13 protein-coding genes are annotated in these 15,450 nt (G+C 63.7%); 1 reads left to right on the forward strand and 12 read right to left on the reverse strand.

What is annotated here, in order from left to right:
- Positions 1 to 341 precede the first annotated feature (341 nt).
- On the reverse strand, positions 342 to 1,802 hold the full coding sequence (locus U0177_RS10235) for a hypothetical protein (RefSeq protein ID WP_409570524.1): 1,461 nt from the start codon (positions 1,800 to 1,802) through the stop codon (positions 342 to 344).
- Between the two features lie 357 nt (positions 1,803 to 2,159).
- On the opposite strand from U0177_RS10235, the gene U0177_RS10240 reads away from it, so the two are divergent.
- Positions 2,160 to 2,627 (forward strand): hypothetical protein, encoded by a 468-nt coding sequence (locus U0177_RS10240; RefSeq protein WP_409570525.1) that lies wholly within the window; start codon positions 2,160 to 2,162, stop codon positions 2,625 to 2,627.
- A 294-nt stretch (positions 2,628 to 2,921) separates the two neighbouring features.
- On the opposite strand, the gene U0177_RS10245 is transcribed toward U0177_RS10240, so the two are convergent.
- From U0177_RS10245 to U0177_RS10295, 11 genes are all read right to left on the reverse strand, one after another.
- Positions 2,922 to 3,620, reverse strand: coding sequence for a methyltransferase domain-containing protein (locus U0177_RS10245; protein WP_409570526.1), 699 nt, complete (start codon positions 3,618 to 3,620; stop codon positions 2,922 to 2,924).
- Between the two features lie 23 nt (positions 3,621 to 3,643).
- Complete coding sequence (locus U0177_RS10250) at positions 3,644 to 4,969, reverse strand: polysaccharide pyruvyl transferase family protein (protein ID WP_409570527.1); 1,326 nt, start codon at positions 4,967 to 4,969, stop codon at positions 3,644 to 3,646.
- Complete coding sequence (locus U0177_RS10255; protein WP_409570528.1) at positions 4,966 to 6,252, reverse strand: oligosaccharide flippase family protein; 1,287 nt, start codon at positions 6,250 to 6,252, stop codon at positions 4,966 to 4,968. Before U0177_RS10255 ends, U0177_RS10250 begins: the two co-directional genes overlap by 4 nt.
- A gap of 1 nt (position 6,253) precedes the next feature.
- Positions 6,254 to 7,255, reverse strand: coding sequence for a glycosyltransferase family 2 protein (locus U0177_RS10260; protein WP_409570529.1), 1,002 nt, complete (start codon positions 7,253 to 7,255; stop codon positions 6,254 to 6,256).
- A 20-nt stretch (positions 7,256 to 7,275) separates the two neighbouring features.
- Positions 7,276 to 8,016 carry a class I SAM-dependent methyltransferase gene (locus U0177_RS10265; protein WP_409570530.1) on the reverse strand — a complete coding sequence of 247 codons (741 nt, stop codon included), beginning with the start codon at positions 8,014 to 8,016 and terminating at the stop codon, positions 7,276 to 7,278.
- Positions 8,017 to 8,106: 90 nt separating this feature from the next.
- Positions 8,107 to 8,985 (reverse strand): glycosyltransferase family 2 protein, encoded by an 879-nt coding sequence (locus U0177_RS10270; RefSeq protein WP_409570531.1) that lies wholly within the window; start codon positions 8,983 to 8,985, stop codon positions 8,107 to 8,109.
- A 193-nt stretch (positions 8,986 to 9,178) separates the two neighbouring features.
- The gene (locus tag U0177_RS10275) at positions 9,179 to 10,378 is read right to left on the reverse strand and encodes a glycosyltransferase family 4 protein (RefSeq protein ID WP_409570532.1); all 1,200 of its coding nucleotides are present in this window, start codon (positions 10,376 to 10,378) and stop codon (positions 9,179 to 9,181) included.
- Between the two features lie 4 nt (positions 10,379 to 10,382).
- Entirely contained in the window at positions 10,383 to 11,060 is a 678-nt protein-coding gene (locus U0177_RS10280; protein ID WP_409570533.1) for a class I SAM-dependent methyltransferase, read from the reverse strand.
- Positions 11,061 to 11,298: 238 nt separating this feature from the next.
- Positions 11,299 to 12,081, reverse strand: a complete 783-nt coding sequence (locus U0177_RS10285; protein WP_409570534.1) for a glycosyltransferase family 2 protein — start codon at positions 12,079 to 12,081, stop codon at positions 11,299 to 11,301.
- Positions 11,996 to 13,192 (reverse strand): glycosyltransferase, encoded by a 1,197-nt coding sequence (locus tag U0177_RS10290; RefSeq protein ID WP_409570535.1) that lies wholly within the window; start codon positions 13,190 to 13,192, stop codon positions 11,996 to 11,998. Before U0177_RS10290 ends, U0177_RS10285 begins: the two co-directional genes overlap by 86 nt.
- A complete protein-coding gene (locus U0177_RS10295) occupies positions 13,189 to 15,297 on the reverse strand; it encodes a hypothetical protein (protein WP_409570536.1) in 2,109 nt (702 codons plus the stop codon). The genes U0177_RS10290 and U0177_RS10295 overlap by 4 nt, the downstream gene beginning before the upstream one ends.
- Between the last annotated feature and the right edge of the window lie 153 nt (positions 15,298 to 15,450).

The raw sequence follows: 15,450 nt of genomic DNA on the forward strand, positions 1-15,450 counted from the left end.
AACCCCCACCAAAGTGTACGTCATCAAGCGAATTTGGTATAACTCCGTTTGATCGCTTTCTTTTTGGGATGCCCTGCCTGGCGAAGCCAGGCAGGGCATCCCAAAAAGAACTTGCGGGGGCGGCAAAGCCGCCCCTGCCGCCCCCGAACCCCCATATATAGCAAGTGCTCAGCCGGCTAAAGAACTTTCGAGGGCGGCAGAGTGGCTCCCGAGCCCTGAACATACGGCAAGTGCTCAGCCGGATGTAGCATAAGTACCAAGCCTACGGCGAAAGCAAAAGCGGCCCCTTTCCGAAGAAAGGAGCCGCCTCTGCAAACGCTTTACTTTTTCAGGCGTAAGTATTACTGAACGTTGATGCCGTTGTAGTCCTCGCCGGCCGCGATCGGGCTGCCGGTGAAGATACGCACGACCACCGCCAGCTGGGCGCCGCTATCGGCCGTGACGATCGCGCCGCCGCCGAACAGAACCGAATTGCAGTCGGTGGTGCTGCCGTTCGCGCCGTACATACCGAACCGGCCACAGGCGTCGAGGGCGTTGCCCTGGGTTGGGTTCGACGAGGCCTTACCACCAGCCGCGATGGTGCCGATCGTGTGGGTGCCCTTGACGTTGCCGTCTTTGTCGATGAACTGCACCTTCACGTTGGTGGCATCGGCGCTGCCGATGTTCTGGATCGCGATGCTGGTGCGCTGCTGCTTGTTGATCTCGGCGTTCGAGGCATAGCGCACATACGGCAGCGCCACCTTGGCCGAGCCATTGTTCTCGACAACACCCAGGAAGGCCGAGGTGATGTTCGCGCCAGTAACCTTACCGACCGCGACCAGCTGGCCATCGGGCGTGGTGCTCTCGATGATCGCCGAGCCATTACCACCGGCAGACAGCTTGGTGCAGCCACCGATGCTCTGCTTGCCGCCGGCGCCGATGGTGTACGGGCCGTCGATCACGTCGGCAGCACCCGACAGCTTGTAGCGCACGTTGAACGTCACGCTGCTGTTGCCTGCATTCTGCACCGCGTAGGCCGTCGTCTGGCCGCCGAAGGCGTTGCAGAGCGCCGACGGCATGTAGACTTTCGGGCCGCTCAGCGCGGTGCCCTCGAAGCTCTTCGACGCGCCGTCGACGGTGCTCAGCTCATTCGCCGTCACGACGATCTTGGCCGGGGTGGTGTTGTCGGAGGCCAGCACCGCGGTGGCAACTGCCGAGCCGCTGAAGCCGTTCGGCAGGTCGCCGATCGCGCCAGCATCGAAGTACTTGGCCGCGCCGGCCGGCAGGTTATTCGCCGTGGCCGTCGCCGACGGCGACGAAGCGCCAACCGCGAAGTACTTCACGGTGACGTTCACCGGGGCCGACTCGGTGTTCTGCACCGAGAAGACCGTGGTGCTATTGAAGGCGTTCTTCAGCACCGAAGCGACCAGCTGCTTCGCGTTGCCGTCGCTGGCCGAGAAGCCATTCGACAGCGGGCGGTTCTTCACAGCGCCGCTGGCGTCGACCTGCACGATCGTGGCGATCACCGGCTGATCCGACGAGAGCACGGCCGAGCCCTTGAACGAGCCGCCCTGCACCGCCTGGCCGACACTCAGCGAGGTGCTGGCGCCCGCCGCCAGCGTGCCGGCCGAGAACGTCTGAGCCGTGCCGCTGTTCTCGGCGAAGAAGCTCACATTGATCGTCGCCGTGCCGGTGCCGACGTTCTGGTAGGTGATGGAGACCGAGAAGGGCGTCTGATACGCCGGCGCGGCAAATGCAGCGCCCGGCAGGATCGAGAAGCACATCGCCATCACAAGACTGAGAGCAACCAAAAATCGTTTCATCCAAAAGCCTCCTACAACAATGATCATGGTCGAACGCGAGTTCGTTGTGGCTACTATACCTGCTTCGCCGGCCGGGTTCCATACTTCGTGAGGGTAGTTTTTGCAGCTCTCATCGCCGAATTAGCTCGATTAAGCGCTAACCCGATCGGGTTATTGAGGCGATTTATGGCTTTGTAAAGCCTTAAAGCTATTATGAAGCCTTGTTCATTTAGCGCGCCTTCCAGGCAATGCTTGCTGACATATTTGTAAGCAATTCGACACTGCGTACTACGGCGAAGTCGTGCTATACTAGTCGCCGTAACCGCCAATGCGGCTGCCTTGCGTGTACAATTTTGGATATGTTCGGAGGCCCTGCCAATGAAAGTAAAGCTTGTCGTGTTATTGCTCGTAGTTGCAGCTGTGGTGCTGGCGGGCTGTGGCGGCGCGGCCGTGCCGCAGCCGGCCAACGCAAACCGGCCACCGGTGCCTACGCCAAGTGCCAGCTCGGGGATTGTGACCGGCCAGGCGCTGTCTGCTGGGGGCAATACGCCGATCACGGGGACGCCTGTGTACCTAGCGCAGATTCACTGGGATAGCGACCACAAGAGCGCGGCCTACGTGCTGAATATGTCGCAGAGCCCTGCGACGTTGACCGATCAGAATGGCTTTTTTGTATTTACAACTGTTCCACCTAACGAATATGCTTTGATAGTTGGCGATTATGATGGAAACAGCGATGTGGTACGCGAGAGCAATGGCAATGCGCGGATCTACCAGATCGAGGCGGGTAAGACGTTTGATACCGGACAGATTCAAGTGAACCCGATTGTGCAGCGCACAAAGTAGCGCGCTGTATGTGGCCGGGTGGCAGATGGCCTTGAGCGATCTATTCTGCGAGATCTGCTTGAGTGCGTATGCTTTCCACAGTGGCGTTCGGCATTGCCGGACGCCACTGTGGTTCTTGAGCTTGGTGTTATTTACAGGACTTACGCGGTGCGCATCGGGGGCGGCAAAGCCGCCCCGAAAACTTCCTTTTTGGCTGGTCGCGGCCACGGCGGTGGCTGCGACCAGCCAAAAGAGAGATCTTGAGGGCGCAAGCCCTCCAAACCTCCCATGCGGGAGGACACCGCGTAACTCGTGTTATTTACGGCCGTACAGTGAAAGAATCTGAGCATTGTCGGGGTCGCGCCGTAGTAGTGCATCGCGTGGTAGCTGATCGTAAGCCCAGTACCAGTATGATGCGATCACCGATACCCGGTTACCCCAAGGCTCAATTTGTATGTCGTGCAGGTGTTCACCAAACAGCAGATGCAGCGAGTCGCGGGTGAAGCGCCAGTAATCACGCGGCACTGCGTGATACGGGTATGCTGCCGGTACGGTCAGTAGTAGCCGCCCACCTGGCTTGAGAATACGAATCAATTCGGACGAAGCAAGAAACGGATTAGGCACGTGCTCGAGCACTTGGGTGCAGACGATTACATCATAGGTGTTGTCGGGGATCTGTGAGCAGCTTTGAATGTCGCCGACAATAGTCACATTTGGGCCTGGTACGATGTTTAGCACGTCGTACTGCGTAACCATGGCGGGTGCAAACGTTGGGCGGTAGCGTGGGTCGCCGAACTCCAGGAAGCGGCCGCGACATTCGGCGGCATACCGACTCAAAAATTGGTCGATGTAAAAGCGGCCTGGGCTATCGGGGAGGCCGCGCAGCGACGTGAAAGGGTTGAGGTGCGCCCGCCACGCGACCCAGAGTATTGTTGAAAGCGTGCGCTTTACCAGCCACTCGGCAGCTAGCAGTGGACCGCGCGCCAGCTTTTGCACAGGCACAGGCAGCTTCACAGGAGCTCCTTTCCGACAGTATGTTATGGCTTGAAATGATATGTTTGGCCGGCCAGCATCGGTAGTAGTGCGGCGAGCGCACGTTTACGGCGCCTGGCGTGCTCGACGTATGTAGCAATTCGCTCGGTATCGGGAGCGTTGCGTAATTTGCTCAACCCTTCAATAAGCAGCTCGGCCGAGACGCTGCCTATATCAAAGCAACGCTCGGCCAGGCCTATTTCGCGCATGATTCCCAGCGACTTATGCAGGTAGCCGATCGCCAGTGCTGGCACTCCGGCATTCGCTGCCAATATAACTGAGTGCATGCGCGTACCGATGAAATAGTCCATCTGACCATAGGCAGCCTGGAGTATATCGGGCTGGGCTAGCTGTTCGACTAGCACCACGCGCTCGGGTTGGCGAGCGCGCTCGCGTAGCCGCCGATTAACGAGCTTATCGTCCCAGGCGGCGAACTGGCTATGGCATTGAGCGAACAGTACTACCATACCGCTGTCGGCCGTGATTGCGTCGATGCAGCCAAGTAGCGCGCGCTCGTAGCGCTCCTGCCCATCGAACGCTCGGCTTTGGCCGCGCCAATCGAGCGCAGTCATGCCGACGCAAAACGCCACGCTTTCATGTGGCAGATCGGCTGTATCGAGCAGCGCACGCGCCTCGGCGAGTACGCCGCCAGGCATGCCAAATGCTAAATCGGGCGAGTACGCCACCTTGGCGCCACAGCCTAGTTCATCGAGCAGTGCCAGCGACTCGCGTTCGCGCACCAGAGTCAGGCGTGCCTGACTGATGATCCAGGCAACCACACGCTGCCGCACCGGGTCGCGCAACGGCCCGATCGATTGCGGTAATAGCACCAGCGGTTTACCTAAAGCTAGTGCCAGCAAATGCGATCCAAGCAGAAAGATCGACCAGGTAGCGAAGCTGATGAGCTGTGAGGGCAGACCGCGCGGCAATTCGGTATCGTAGATATAGCCGCCGCCGCATGCCAGCACGATATCGGCCGAGGCGAATGCGGCAAATACTTCGTGCTTGGATTGGTCGCGGAACAGCCGCGGAGTAGCACCACCAAAACGATATATCAGCACGCCTAGGCACAATATCAGTACATCGATAATGCGCCGCAGCACAGGCGTGAACACGACTTCACCGCGCTCGTTCACTTGGTAAGCCCACGAGTCCAGGGCCGGTAGCAGGCGATACCCTGGCAAATGCTCGCGCGCTGAGGCAAGGTCGTGATATGTCAGCGTCACCTCGGCCTCGGGGCATGCCTCGCGCACCATTCGCAGTGTTTCAAGATGAATGGCGAAATCGCCCAAGTTTAACACCGAGTTCTGGTTGGTCAGCAGTACTTTCATCGCCACGCTCGCCGCAGTTGGAATGCTGCACCAGCCAGATACAGTATGAAGATCAGCGCCTCGATTGCAACATACAGCCAGACTGCGCCCTGCAAGCCGTAAATTGGAATGAATACCAAGCCGCCGATCACACTGAGCACCGTGACGATCGCCTGGAGGCCTACTCGGACGAGCTGGCGATTGAGTGAGAGCAGGATGGCCACGCAGACAAAGCTGCCCGACTTGAACAGTGGTACCAGGCTCATCGCGCGTACAAGTGGCAGTGCCGCATCGTACTCGTGGCCAAAGAGCAGCTGCACGATAAAGCCATTGAATAGCCAAAGCCCAATCATCACTGCAACGCCGTAGCACAGCGCGCCGGCTGAGAGCGCCAGCAGCAAGCTGCGATACTGTCGTCGATCGCGCGTTACAGCGTTAAGCTGTGGTAGGCCAACTAAGAATAACAGGCTAGGCACGAGAAACGTAAACCCGATCACATTCAGCGCCGGCTTCCAAAGGCCAACCAGCGTCTGATCGACCAAGCGGCCCAGAATCACAATACTTGACTGTGTATAGATGTTCGAGAGTACGTCGGCCGCGACAAATAGCCAGGCCCCGCTCACAAGGTACCAGAGCCGAAAGCGGTGTAGCAATAGTGGCCCCACCAGCTTACGCAAGAGCAGCAGCAGCGTGGTGGCAAGTGCTGCGCTGGTGAGTGCTTGAACGAAGAACAGCAGCAGCACACTGGCGCCGACATATTGCATTGCGCCGATCGCGCCAAGCAGCACCAATGGTGATACCACCTGGAAGATTGCGACCGAGCCGTTGCGGTTGAGCGCGCGCAGGGCGCTGTAACCAGTGCTTGTGAAGCTGTCGAAAATAATGCCCAGCACTCCAATGACAAATGCCGGCGTCTCGACCATCTGATTCGACCAAGCCAGCGCCACCAGTGCTAGCAGCACAACCGCCCCGACGATCTTGGCCCACAGGACATGGCCAATGTTCATAGCTAGCGTCGAGTGATCGCGGCCGCCCTCGCTTAGCACCCAGACGTCTAGGCCAAAGCCAAGCAAGCTAGCCATTAGGCCAAGCGTAGCGGTAAGTGTGGCATACTCGCCATAAAGCAGCTTGCCAAGCTGCCGGACGATCAGGATTTGAACAAAGCCTGAGAGGAAATATGACAGAAACACACCGGTGATCGCAGCCGAGATCCCTCGGATGAGTGTTCCCAGCAAGGTTTGCTTCTGTTTGCTCTGCTCGAGTGAGCTTGACAAGCGTAACTCCAGCCGTTTGTACAGTGTCATTCTATGCTTCATGCGTAATCGTATAGCTAGTTTGGGGCGTCATTTGTACGTGGCGCTGTGTTAACGCCAGCCAGATGCCGCCCGCAATGCCTTTGGCAAACGCACGGGCGCGAGTTGTGTAGTAGCTCCGTGGCTTACGCTCGGCGTGTTCTTGCGATAACGACACGACCTCTTGTTTTACAGTGCTAAAGCGATATTTGAAATAATTCCAGGCATATCGATCGCCGCGCAGCCCAAAGTAGAGATAAGTGGCGATAACACCAACGGTGTAGCCATGTTGAAGCGACTCGTTTTCCTGTGGCCGCATCCAGCGATCGTGGTAGAGCAGTGCGTCGGGGGTGTACATCAGGCGGTGGTGTGCACGTAGCAGCCGGTAGTGGAATTCGATATCCTCACCCGACTGCAGCCATGCCCCCGCGCCCAATAGCTCGGCAAACAAGCCATTGTGCTCGAAGACGGTGCGGCGGAACGCCATATTGTTTCCTGAACCAAGGTGCTCGAGTGTCATGATCGGCCGGTTGTATGTAGCGCTTGTGGGCTTATCGATCAGCGCGCTGCACGACAGGCCGCCGGGCCTAGTGGCATAGGTGATCTCGCCAAATGCCGTTTTAAATTGATGATAGGTGATCTCAGATTGATCGCCGTACGCCAATACGCGCCCAAATACACCGTCTACATCGGGGTGTTCGCGAAATAGTCGCTCGATCGTTACGGCCCAGTTTGTGGTAACGAAGCAATCGTCGTCGGTAAATGCGACGATATCACCTGTTGCCAGCGCGACCGCCTGGTTACGCGCGCGCGCGAGGCCGCGCCCTTTCCGCCAGGCATAGCGCAGTAGCGTGCGCCTGCTTGCTGGAATGTGTTCGAGGCTAAGCGGCTGATCGGACTGATCGAGGATGATGATCTCTTTCACTGGCGCCAAATCGATATTCAGCAGTGTATCGAGGCAGCGAGTGATGTCGCTGCGCCGATTACGAGTGCAGATCGCAATGCTGATGCTCATCGTTCCACCATCGAAATCATTCATATACCCGAGGAGTGCGCCGGAGACGCATGTTTACAAATACGGGCCACGACCCAATTACTCTCTTTAAAACATGTCACTGTAGCTATTCCGGCCAATTCGTGCGCCACGTCGACGCGCGCGAGCTTGCTGTTGAGCATGAGGTGACCATCGCGCACGGTGAAGTTCCATTTATGCAACCCAACATAGTTTGCATTCTCAGCTTCATTTTCGACATGCCTAAGCGCCACATAGCATGCCGGCTTTACCACTGCGATCATCTGCTTGATTGCTTCGAGTGGGTGCTGAGTATGATCGATACAATTCTGGGCATTGACAAAGTCGAAGGAATTGACGGCAAATTGCTCGGTCAGTCGTTCGACATCGGCGAAAATGGTTGGAGTCAGCGGCCGCACGGCATACTTTTGAATTAATTGCGCGTATTGGTCGGCCAATACATCGGTTGCAACAATCGTAATACGCTTCGAGGGATGTGTTTTGCCCAGAAGTGTAAGCGGGCCAGCGCCGACGTCGAGAATCTTGATATCTTCTTGCGGCAGCTGATCGATAAAGCTACGGTGGTACTCCGATAGCTCAAGCTGTGGGTCGAAGCGCCGTGTGTAACCCTCGGGCCACGAGAGGCCCTTGGTACGAAACCACTCATCCCAGAATTGTATTTCTTGCTGGATTCCCGAAGCGCGAGTAGTGAACAGGGCATTATATAACTGCGATAGCCATCGCAATGCGGCCGGAAAGCGCATAAAAGTTTACCTTTGTTATTCTTAAGAACTCCGTGCTGGCCCTTCAGACGGAGATATGGCCAGCGTAGCCTTTTACCAGCCCCGACAGTATTAGCGGCGCACTGCTACTCCGATTGCACCACCCACACCGCTATACCAGCCGATCCGGCCCAAGACCATGCCAGGCGCGGCGCGCCCGCAGCCGCGTAGCGCCGGGTTGTGGCGAAACAGCCTGGCGATATCGGTGCAGGCAAGCGCCGGCGCGGCCGCCAGCAGCAGCGGGACGGTGCGCGGGCGTATGCGCGCGAGCGGCGAGCGCAGCATGCCGGGGCGCGTGCGCACCACCTGGTAGTACCCGCGGCCGAAGGCGCGCTGGTGGCGCCACATGGCCCGCGCCGAGCTGCGCGGCGGGCGATGCACCACGCGCAGCGCCGGGTCGAAGAACAGCGCGTGGCCGCGCTGGCGCAGCCGCAGGCAGATGTCGATATCTTCGCCAGCCGCGCCGGCATAGCCCTCGTCGAAGCCGGCGACCTGCTCGAACGCGGCGCGCGCAATGCCGAGGCAGAAGCTGGGCAGGTAGGCGCGCGGGCCTGCCGGCGCGGTGGCCAGCGACTCGCCGAACGACAGCAGGTTGTCGCACAGCACCCAGTAGCTATCGGCGTCGAGCGCCATGCCGCCGCCCACCACGGCACTGCCGGCGGCGAAGCGCGCCAGCAGCCGCTCGGCCAGGTCGGGCGCGGCGATGCAGTCGGCGTCGAGGAATAGCAGCACATCGCCGCGGGCCTGGCGCGCGCCCAGGTTGCGGGCGGCGGCGGCCGAGACCGGCGTGGGCGTCTCGACAAAGCGCGCGCTCGCGGGGATCTGGCCGTAGCGATCCTGCCCGACTACAATAATGTCGCCGACCTGGGCGCGCGCGGTCTGCCGCTCGAGCGCCGCGACGACCTGGCCAATCAGTGGGGAGTGCAGGTTAGGGATGATGATCGAGATCAAAATTTCTGTTTGTGATAGCTCTTATGCCATCGCTCATAGCGCGCGCTCGTGCCTGTGGCAACAAGCGACTTTTGCTCTTGTTATGAGACTTAATCGGAAATAGGGGAGCCGGAGGGGCTTTGCCCCACCAAGAGAGGATGTTTGGGGCCTGTGGCCCTCAAACCCCCATCATTATTATTTCCAATAAAGACTATTACCGGTATGCCTCCAGCCACTCGCGCGCAAGGCGACCCCAGCGAAAGTGGGCGGCCTGCTCGCGCGCGAAGCCAGCCGCATTGCTGTCGGCGGCTGCGCCGCGCAGATATGCCAGCATGCCATCGGCTAGTGCGCGGGCGCTGCCGGGGGCCACGATCGTGCCGCCGCGCGCGCCGAGCATCTCGGCGCGGTCGCCCACGTCGCCGGTAACCACAGGCACGCCGGCTGCCAGGCTCTCGACGATCTTCAGCGGCGAGCGCCCGCGCGCCACCGCGTCGTCGGCCACAGGGTCGGCCGAGCAGCGTGCGAGCGCGAAGTAGGCCGGCACCATGGCGTAGTCGGCGTGGCCAACGAACAGCGCGTGCCCCTCCAGGCCCAGGTCGTGCGCGCGCGCCGCCAGCGCGTTGTGGTCGGGGCCGGTGCCCACTAGCAGCAGCTTCGCGCCCGGCAGCTGCGCGTGCACCAGCGCGAACGCGTCGAGCAGCAGGCCGAGGTTGTGGCTGGTTTCGCTGAGTGTGCCGGCGTAGACCGCCACCGGAGCGTCGCCCAGGCCCAGCGCGGCGCGCAGGCCGGCCACCTGCCGTGGCGGCGGCGTGCCGATGCGCGCGGCGGCGATGCCGTTGGGCACGTACACAATGCGTTCGGGGGCCACCCCAAGCTCGGCGCAGCGGCTTTGCAGAAAGCGCGTGTTGACGGTGACGGCGGCGGCGCGGCGCGGCAGCATATCTTCCCAGTAGCGCACCAGCGCGCGCTGCCAGGGCGAGCCGAAGCGATTGCCGCCGGCCTCGTAGTCGTCGCAGTCGACGTACAGAGGCACGCCCAGGCGCCTAGCCGCCAGCATCCCGGCCATCCCATTCATTGGCTGGGGCTTGCAGACATGGATCGCGTCGGGGTGGGCGCGCAGCGCGGCCAGCAGCAGCCGCCAGGTGGCCAGCAGCGTCACCCGCAGCAGTGCGGCCGAGCCGTAGTAGCGCCGCTGCGTCACCGGGCCGTAGACGTGCATCTGACCGGCGTAGTATACCACGACTCCCCCGCGCTCCTGGCGCCGCTGGCCGGCAGGCAGTCGGCCGTAGGTCGGGTGCAGCATCACCAGCTCGGGCTGGTGGCCGAGCGCCGCAAGCTCGCGCGCCAGCGGCAGCCAGCGCCCGCGCGGCGAGGGATCTTCGAGGCTAGAGGTGCTCAGAAACAGCAGGCGCATGGAGCTAGCTCGCGGCCGCGCGATGGCGCACTCGGCCAAGCAGGTGCCCGCGCCGGCCCTCGTGGAACGCGCTGTCGAGGCGGTAGCACAGCCGCGCCAGCGCGGCGGCGGCCGATGGCGCGGCCAGGTTGAGGAAGTGCAGCGGCGCGAACAGCAGGCGCAGGGCCGGCTCGTTCCAGAAGAAAAACTCAACCGAGTAGCGCTCGGCGTCGGGCAGCAGCGCGCCGAGCTGCTCGGGCGTGTAGCCGTTGCGCACATGGCCGAAGCTGCGGTTGGTGTAGGGCGTGAGCCAGGCCGGGAACATGCGGAAGCCGAGCGCGGGGGTGGTGAACCAGAGCGTGCCCTCGGGCGCGAGCACGCGCAGCATCTCGCGCATCATGGCGCGGTCGTCGGCGACGTGCTCGAGCACATCGAAGGCCAGGATGCAGTCGAAAGTGCCGGCGAGCGCCGGCAGCGCGGTGGCCGATGCGCGCGCCACCGCCACTGCGTCGGAGGGGCGCAGGCGCGGGTTTACATCGACGCCGAGGCGCAGCGGCGCGTCGACCCGGCTCATGATGTAGCCGTCGTCGCAGCCGACGTCGAGCACGCGCGCGGCGCGGGCGGGCAGGCCCAGCTGATCGGCGATCAGCAGCGAGCGGTAGTAGGCGGCAAAGTGGGGTGTGATCGGCAGGAGCTGTGTCATTGTCTGTTCACTTTATAGTACACGAGCTATGTGGTGGCTCGCGTCGTTCGTCGATTCTGCCTGCGGCAGCGTGGTACTTCTCTATCTTCATCTTCTGTATGCGGTTGTTCGGCGCAGAGCGTGGAACAACCGCACGCAATACACGAGGATAGTACCGCTCTGCCGAAGGCTGAGCGCGCCAACCGCGTAAGTCCTATTTATATTCGCCGGCTTGTGCGGCGGCTTTGGCTCGCGCGACCTAGCCGCGCGCCGCGCCCACAGGCTCGGGCTCGGCGACGGGCTGCGGGCGCCAGCGGCGGTAGTGCCACAGCGTCTCGACGGCGGTGAAGGCGTCGCGCGGCTTGATCTTCTTGCCAGCGATGTACGGCCGGCCGACATACGACACCGGGCTCTCGTAGATTTTGTGGCCGGCGCGCACCACCTTTGCGGTCAGCTCGGGGTCGACGTCGAAACGGTCGTTGTCGATGCCGATCTGGCGCAGCAGGCTCGTGCGGAACAGCTTGTAGCACGTCTCCATGTCGGTGATCCAGCGCCCAAACATGAAGTTAAACAGCAGCGTGAGGCCGCGGTTGCCCAGGTAGTGCGTCCAGAGCATGCCGCTGCGGCCGGCGCCGAGGAAGCGCGATCCGTAGATCACCTGTGCGTCGTAGCGCTCGATCAGCTCGGCCATCGCAATGAAGTCGCGCGGGTCGTACTCGAGGTCGGCGTCCTGGATGGCGAGGTACTCTTCCTGCACCAGCGGCAGGCCGCTGCGCAGCGCGGCGCCTTTGCCACGGTTGCGATCGTGGAAGGCGGCCACCACGCGGCGCTCGGACACCAGCCGGCGCACGATCTCCTGGGTGCCGTCGCGCGAGCAATCGTCGACGACGACAATCTGGCGGATGACGGGCACGTGCTCGAGGCGGCGCACGATCTCCTCGATCGTCTCGGCCTCGTTAAATACTGGTACGACGGCCGAGATGCCGATCGTCGGCAGCGCGGCCGTCGGCGCGCTCGCCCGCGCCGCCTGCGGCAAGTTCATGGCTTAGCTCCTCGATAATGCGTATCAGCGCGGCCCACGATAGCCGCTCGCGCGCGTGGGCCATGCCGGCGCGAAAGGTGTCGCCCAGCTGCTCGGCGAAGAAGCGCTCGATCGCGCGGGCGAGCGCCGCGCTGTCGCCAGGCGGCACAATCATGCCGGTCTCGCCGTCGGTGATGGTTTCGGCCAGGCCGCCAACGGCGGTAGCGATCACTGGCAGGCCGTGATGGATCGCGATCATGCCGACACCGCTCTGGCTGCCGCTGAGGTAAGGCAGCACCAGCGCGTCGGCGGCGGCGAAGTACGGCTCGATATCTTCGTTGTGAATATAGCGGTTGTGCAGCGTGACGCGATCTTCGAGCCCCAGGCGGCGGATCTGCTCGCGGTAGGGCTGCTCGTCTTCCCAGAACTCGCCTGCCACCAGCACGTGTGGCGGCTGGGGCAGCGAGCCCAGCGCGTCGAGCAGGTAGCGCAGCCCTTTGTAGCGCCGCACGAAGCCGAACATCAGCAGCAGCGGCGCTTCGGCCGGCAGCCCAAGCCGGCGGCGCGCCTCGGCGCGCGGCAGCTCGTGGCGCGGGAAGCCCTCGTAGATCGGGTGGTGGCCGGCGCGGATGGGCTTGCCGGGCAGCACCCGCCGGGCCATGCCGAACTCCTCTTCGGTCATCACGATCAGGCCATCGGCCAGGCGCAGCGTGAGCCGGGCGAAGAACCACTCGATCAGCGAGCTGTCGGGCTCGATAAACTGGTGCGAGATGTACAGGATCGGGATGCCGGCGCGGCGCGCGGCGCGCGAGACGATCAAGAGCAGCGGGATCCAGAAGGGCGTCCACCACTGCAGCAGCAGGATGTCCGGGCGCTCGGCCACCACGCGCCGCGCCGTGGCCAGCCAGGTGAGCGGGTTAAGCGTATCGACGGTGCGCTCGCACTGCTCGTACAGCGTCGACTCGCTCGGGTCGGCGCCGACATTGCCGGGGAACAGCAGCTTGGGGTACTGGCGGCGGTACGAGAAAAAGCGCACGTCGTGGCGCTCGCGCAGCCGGCGCACCAGCAGCGTGGTGTAGTGCGAGATCCCGCCGCGAAACGGGTAGGTTGGGCCAATAACGACGAATTTCATGAGGCGCTCGTATTCACTCGAAAGATCTCGACCCCGCCGGCCTCGTACACCAGGGTGAATAGTGGGCTGGTGCGCAGGATGGCCGAGTCGAAGCGATCGACCGTGGCCGGGAACGGGTGCGCGCCGTTGTAGATGTACGTGACGCCAGCGCTGCGCAGCGCGCCCAAGGCGGCCTTGCGCGTCAGGTCGACGCGCACCGGGCGCGGGTCGCTCAGCGGCCGGCCGCGCAGCGCGGCGACGAAGTCGTTCAGGTGCTTCTGGTAGTTTACGCGCTCGCCCTGCTCACTGCCGTACGTCAGCGGCGGCAGGCTCGCCCAGCGGCCGGCCAGCAGCGGCAGCCACCAGCCCGCGTCGGTGCCGGCCGCGAGCGTTCCGCCGTAGGCCGGGAAGCTATTCACTAGAAAGCGCGCGTCGGGCGGTGTGTTGGCGCGGATCCACTCGATCGCCGCGAGGTCGGCCTGGCCGACCAGCGCCGTCTCGCCGGTGGCGATGCGCGCCTGCCCGCCGCTGTTGAGCGCGATGACCGCCAGCGCCGCGCCTGCGGCCAGAGCTTCGGCCAGGGCGGCGGGCAGGCGCGCGCGGCCGATCGCCGCCGCCAGCAGGCCCTGGGCGCTGGCCAGCGCGTAGCCGGCCAGCAGCGCGGCGGGGATGAACAGCGTGCCCAGGCCGGTGGGAGCGTCGATGATGCCGGCGCCGGGCAGGCCCACGACATATGGCGCCACGGCGATCACCAGCAGGGCGGCCCACAGCGCCGGCAGGGCCATGCGCCACTCGCGGCGCCAGGCGGCCGCCAGCAGCCCGGCCAGCGCCAGCGCCAGCACCCCACCGCCGACATAGCGCGGCGCCACGGGCTCGAGCGCCGACATCTGGCTGATCACCGCCTGGCCCGACGCACCGCTGACCATGCCATTGGCATTGCGCAGCAGCTGGCCGCGCAGCACGTTCAGCAGCCAGGGCAGCGCCAGCAGCAGGCCAAGCGCGGCGGCCGGAATTGCCCGCAGCGCCAGCGCGCCCAGCAGCGGCCACGAGCGCCGCGCCAGCGCCAGCACCACCAAGTAGCCGAGCACGAACAGCGCCGCCAGGGCCGTCACCAGGTAGTGCGTCAGCATCATGGCCGCGGTGAGCAGCCCGGCCAGCAGTATCGGGCGCCAGAGCGCGGCGAGCCAGGCGCCGAGGGACGCGAGCCGCTGCGAGCGGCGCTGCTGCGCCTGAGTCTCGGCCAGCGCCGCCCAGCACACCACCAGCGCCATCAGCACGACCTGGCCGGTGAGCTGGGTGTAGCGGCCCCAGTTGATGTAGAAGGCCGGGATGTTGGCGACAAAGCCGACGATCAGCGCGGCCCACAGGCCAGCCCAGCGCGGCGCGCTCAGCGCGCTGGCCAGGGCGAACACCAGCGGCACCGTCGCGGCGTTCAGCAGCTGCCCAACCCACACGACGCTCCGGGGCAGGCTCAGGCCGGTGAGGTAGTGGAAAAACGCGGCGTTGGCGTGAAAGCCGAAATGGTAGGTGAAGGTGCTGAGCGGCGCGTAGGGCTGCCACGACTGAAACAGGCCGCGGTGATCGACCAGCAGCTGGGCCATCAGCGTATGCTGGTACGAGTCGCCCAGCAGCCCCACTGGCAGGCCGCGCGCGGCGTACAGCCGCACCAGCAGCGCCGCCAGCGCCACGCCGAGCAGCGCCACGCCCGGCCCACGTAGCTCGGGCGCGGGCCGCGCGCGCCAGCCGCGCAGCGCCAGCACAGCCCAGGTGGCGCTGCAGAGCACCAGGTAGGCCCAGGTGGCGGTGGCGCCCCAGGGCAGGCCCAGCTGCTGAAACAGCAGCAGCAGCAGGGGCGGCAGCGCCACGCTGGCGCCGATCGCCAAGGCCAGCCGCTCGGCGTAGCCCAGCGCGCGCTCGCGCGGCCACAGTAGCCGCAGCAGCAGCAGGCCGGGCGTAGTGTAGAGCAGTGCCACCGCCAGGCCAGGCGCGGCCCAGCGCGGCAGCCCAGCCGCCAGCCACACCAAAAGCGCGCCGCCGCCGCCGAGCGCCAGCGCCCCAGCCAGCAGCAGCGCGCCGATCAGCCACAGCATTGGCGCGCGCCAGCGCATATCGATGCCAATTGGCACTACAGCTCGTTCCAAACTCGCGCACCCTGCGCCGGGACACCGCGCGCCCTGGCGCGCTGCCGCAACGCTCGGTGGTTCGGCCATGCACCCCGGCCCGTGAACACGCTCCAGAACGGCGCGAGGCCGGCGGGCGGCATTATACGATAGCGGTGT

Origin of the sequence: Kouleothrix sp. (assembly GCF_046328425.1) — a bacterium.
Taxonomy (GTDB): Bacteria; Chloroflexota; Chloroflexia; order Chloroflexales; family Roseiflexaceae; genus Kouleothrix.

Excerpts from the sequence above, each read along its gene's own strand:
- U0177_RS10235 (WP_409570524.1), bottom strand. The coding sequence starts at position 1,802 with ATGAAACGATTTTTGGTTGCTCTCAGTCTTGTGATGGCGATGTGCTTC.
- U0177_RS10275 (WP_409570532.1), bottom strand. The coding sequence starts at position 10,378 with ATGCGCCTGCTGTTTCTGAGCACCTCTAGCCTCGAAGATCCCTCGCCG.
- U0177_RS10290 (WP_409570535.1), bottom strand. The coding sequence starts at position 13,192 with ATGAAATTCGTCGTTATTGGCCCAACCTACCCGTTTCGCGGCGGGATC.
- U0177_RS10240 (WP_409570525.1), top strand. The coding sequence starts at position 2,160 with ATGAAAGTAAAGCTTGTCGTGTTATTGCTCGTAGTTGCAGCTGTGGTG.
- U0177_RS10280 (WP_409570533.1), bottom strand. The coding sequence starts at position 11,060 with ATGACACAGCTCCTGCCGATCACACCCCACTTTGCCGCCTACTACCGC.
- U0177_RS10250 (WP_409570527.1), bottom strand. The coding sequence starts at position 4,969 with ATGAAAGTACTGCTGACCAACCAGAACTCGGTGTTAAACTTGGGCGAT.
- U0177_RS10260 (WP_409570529.1), bottom strand. The coding sequence starts at position 7,255 with ATGAGCATCAGCATTGCGATCTGCACTCGTAATCGGCGCAGCGACATC.
- U0177_RS10255 (WP_409570528.1), bottom strand. The coding sequence starts at position 6,252 with ATGACACTGTACAAACGGCTGGAGTTACGCTTGTCAAGCTCACTCGAG.
- U0177_RS10285 (WP_409570534.1), bottom strand. The coding sequence starts at position 12,081 with ATGAACTTGCCGCAGGCGGCGCGGGCGAGCGCGCCGACGGCCGCGCTG.
- U0177_RS10265 (WP_409570530.1), bottom strand. The coding sequence starts at position 8,016 with ATGCGCTTTCCGGCCGCATTGCGATGGCTATCGCAGTTATATAATGCC.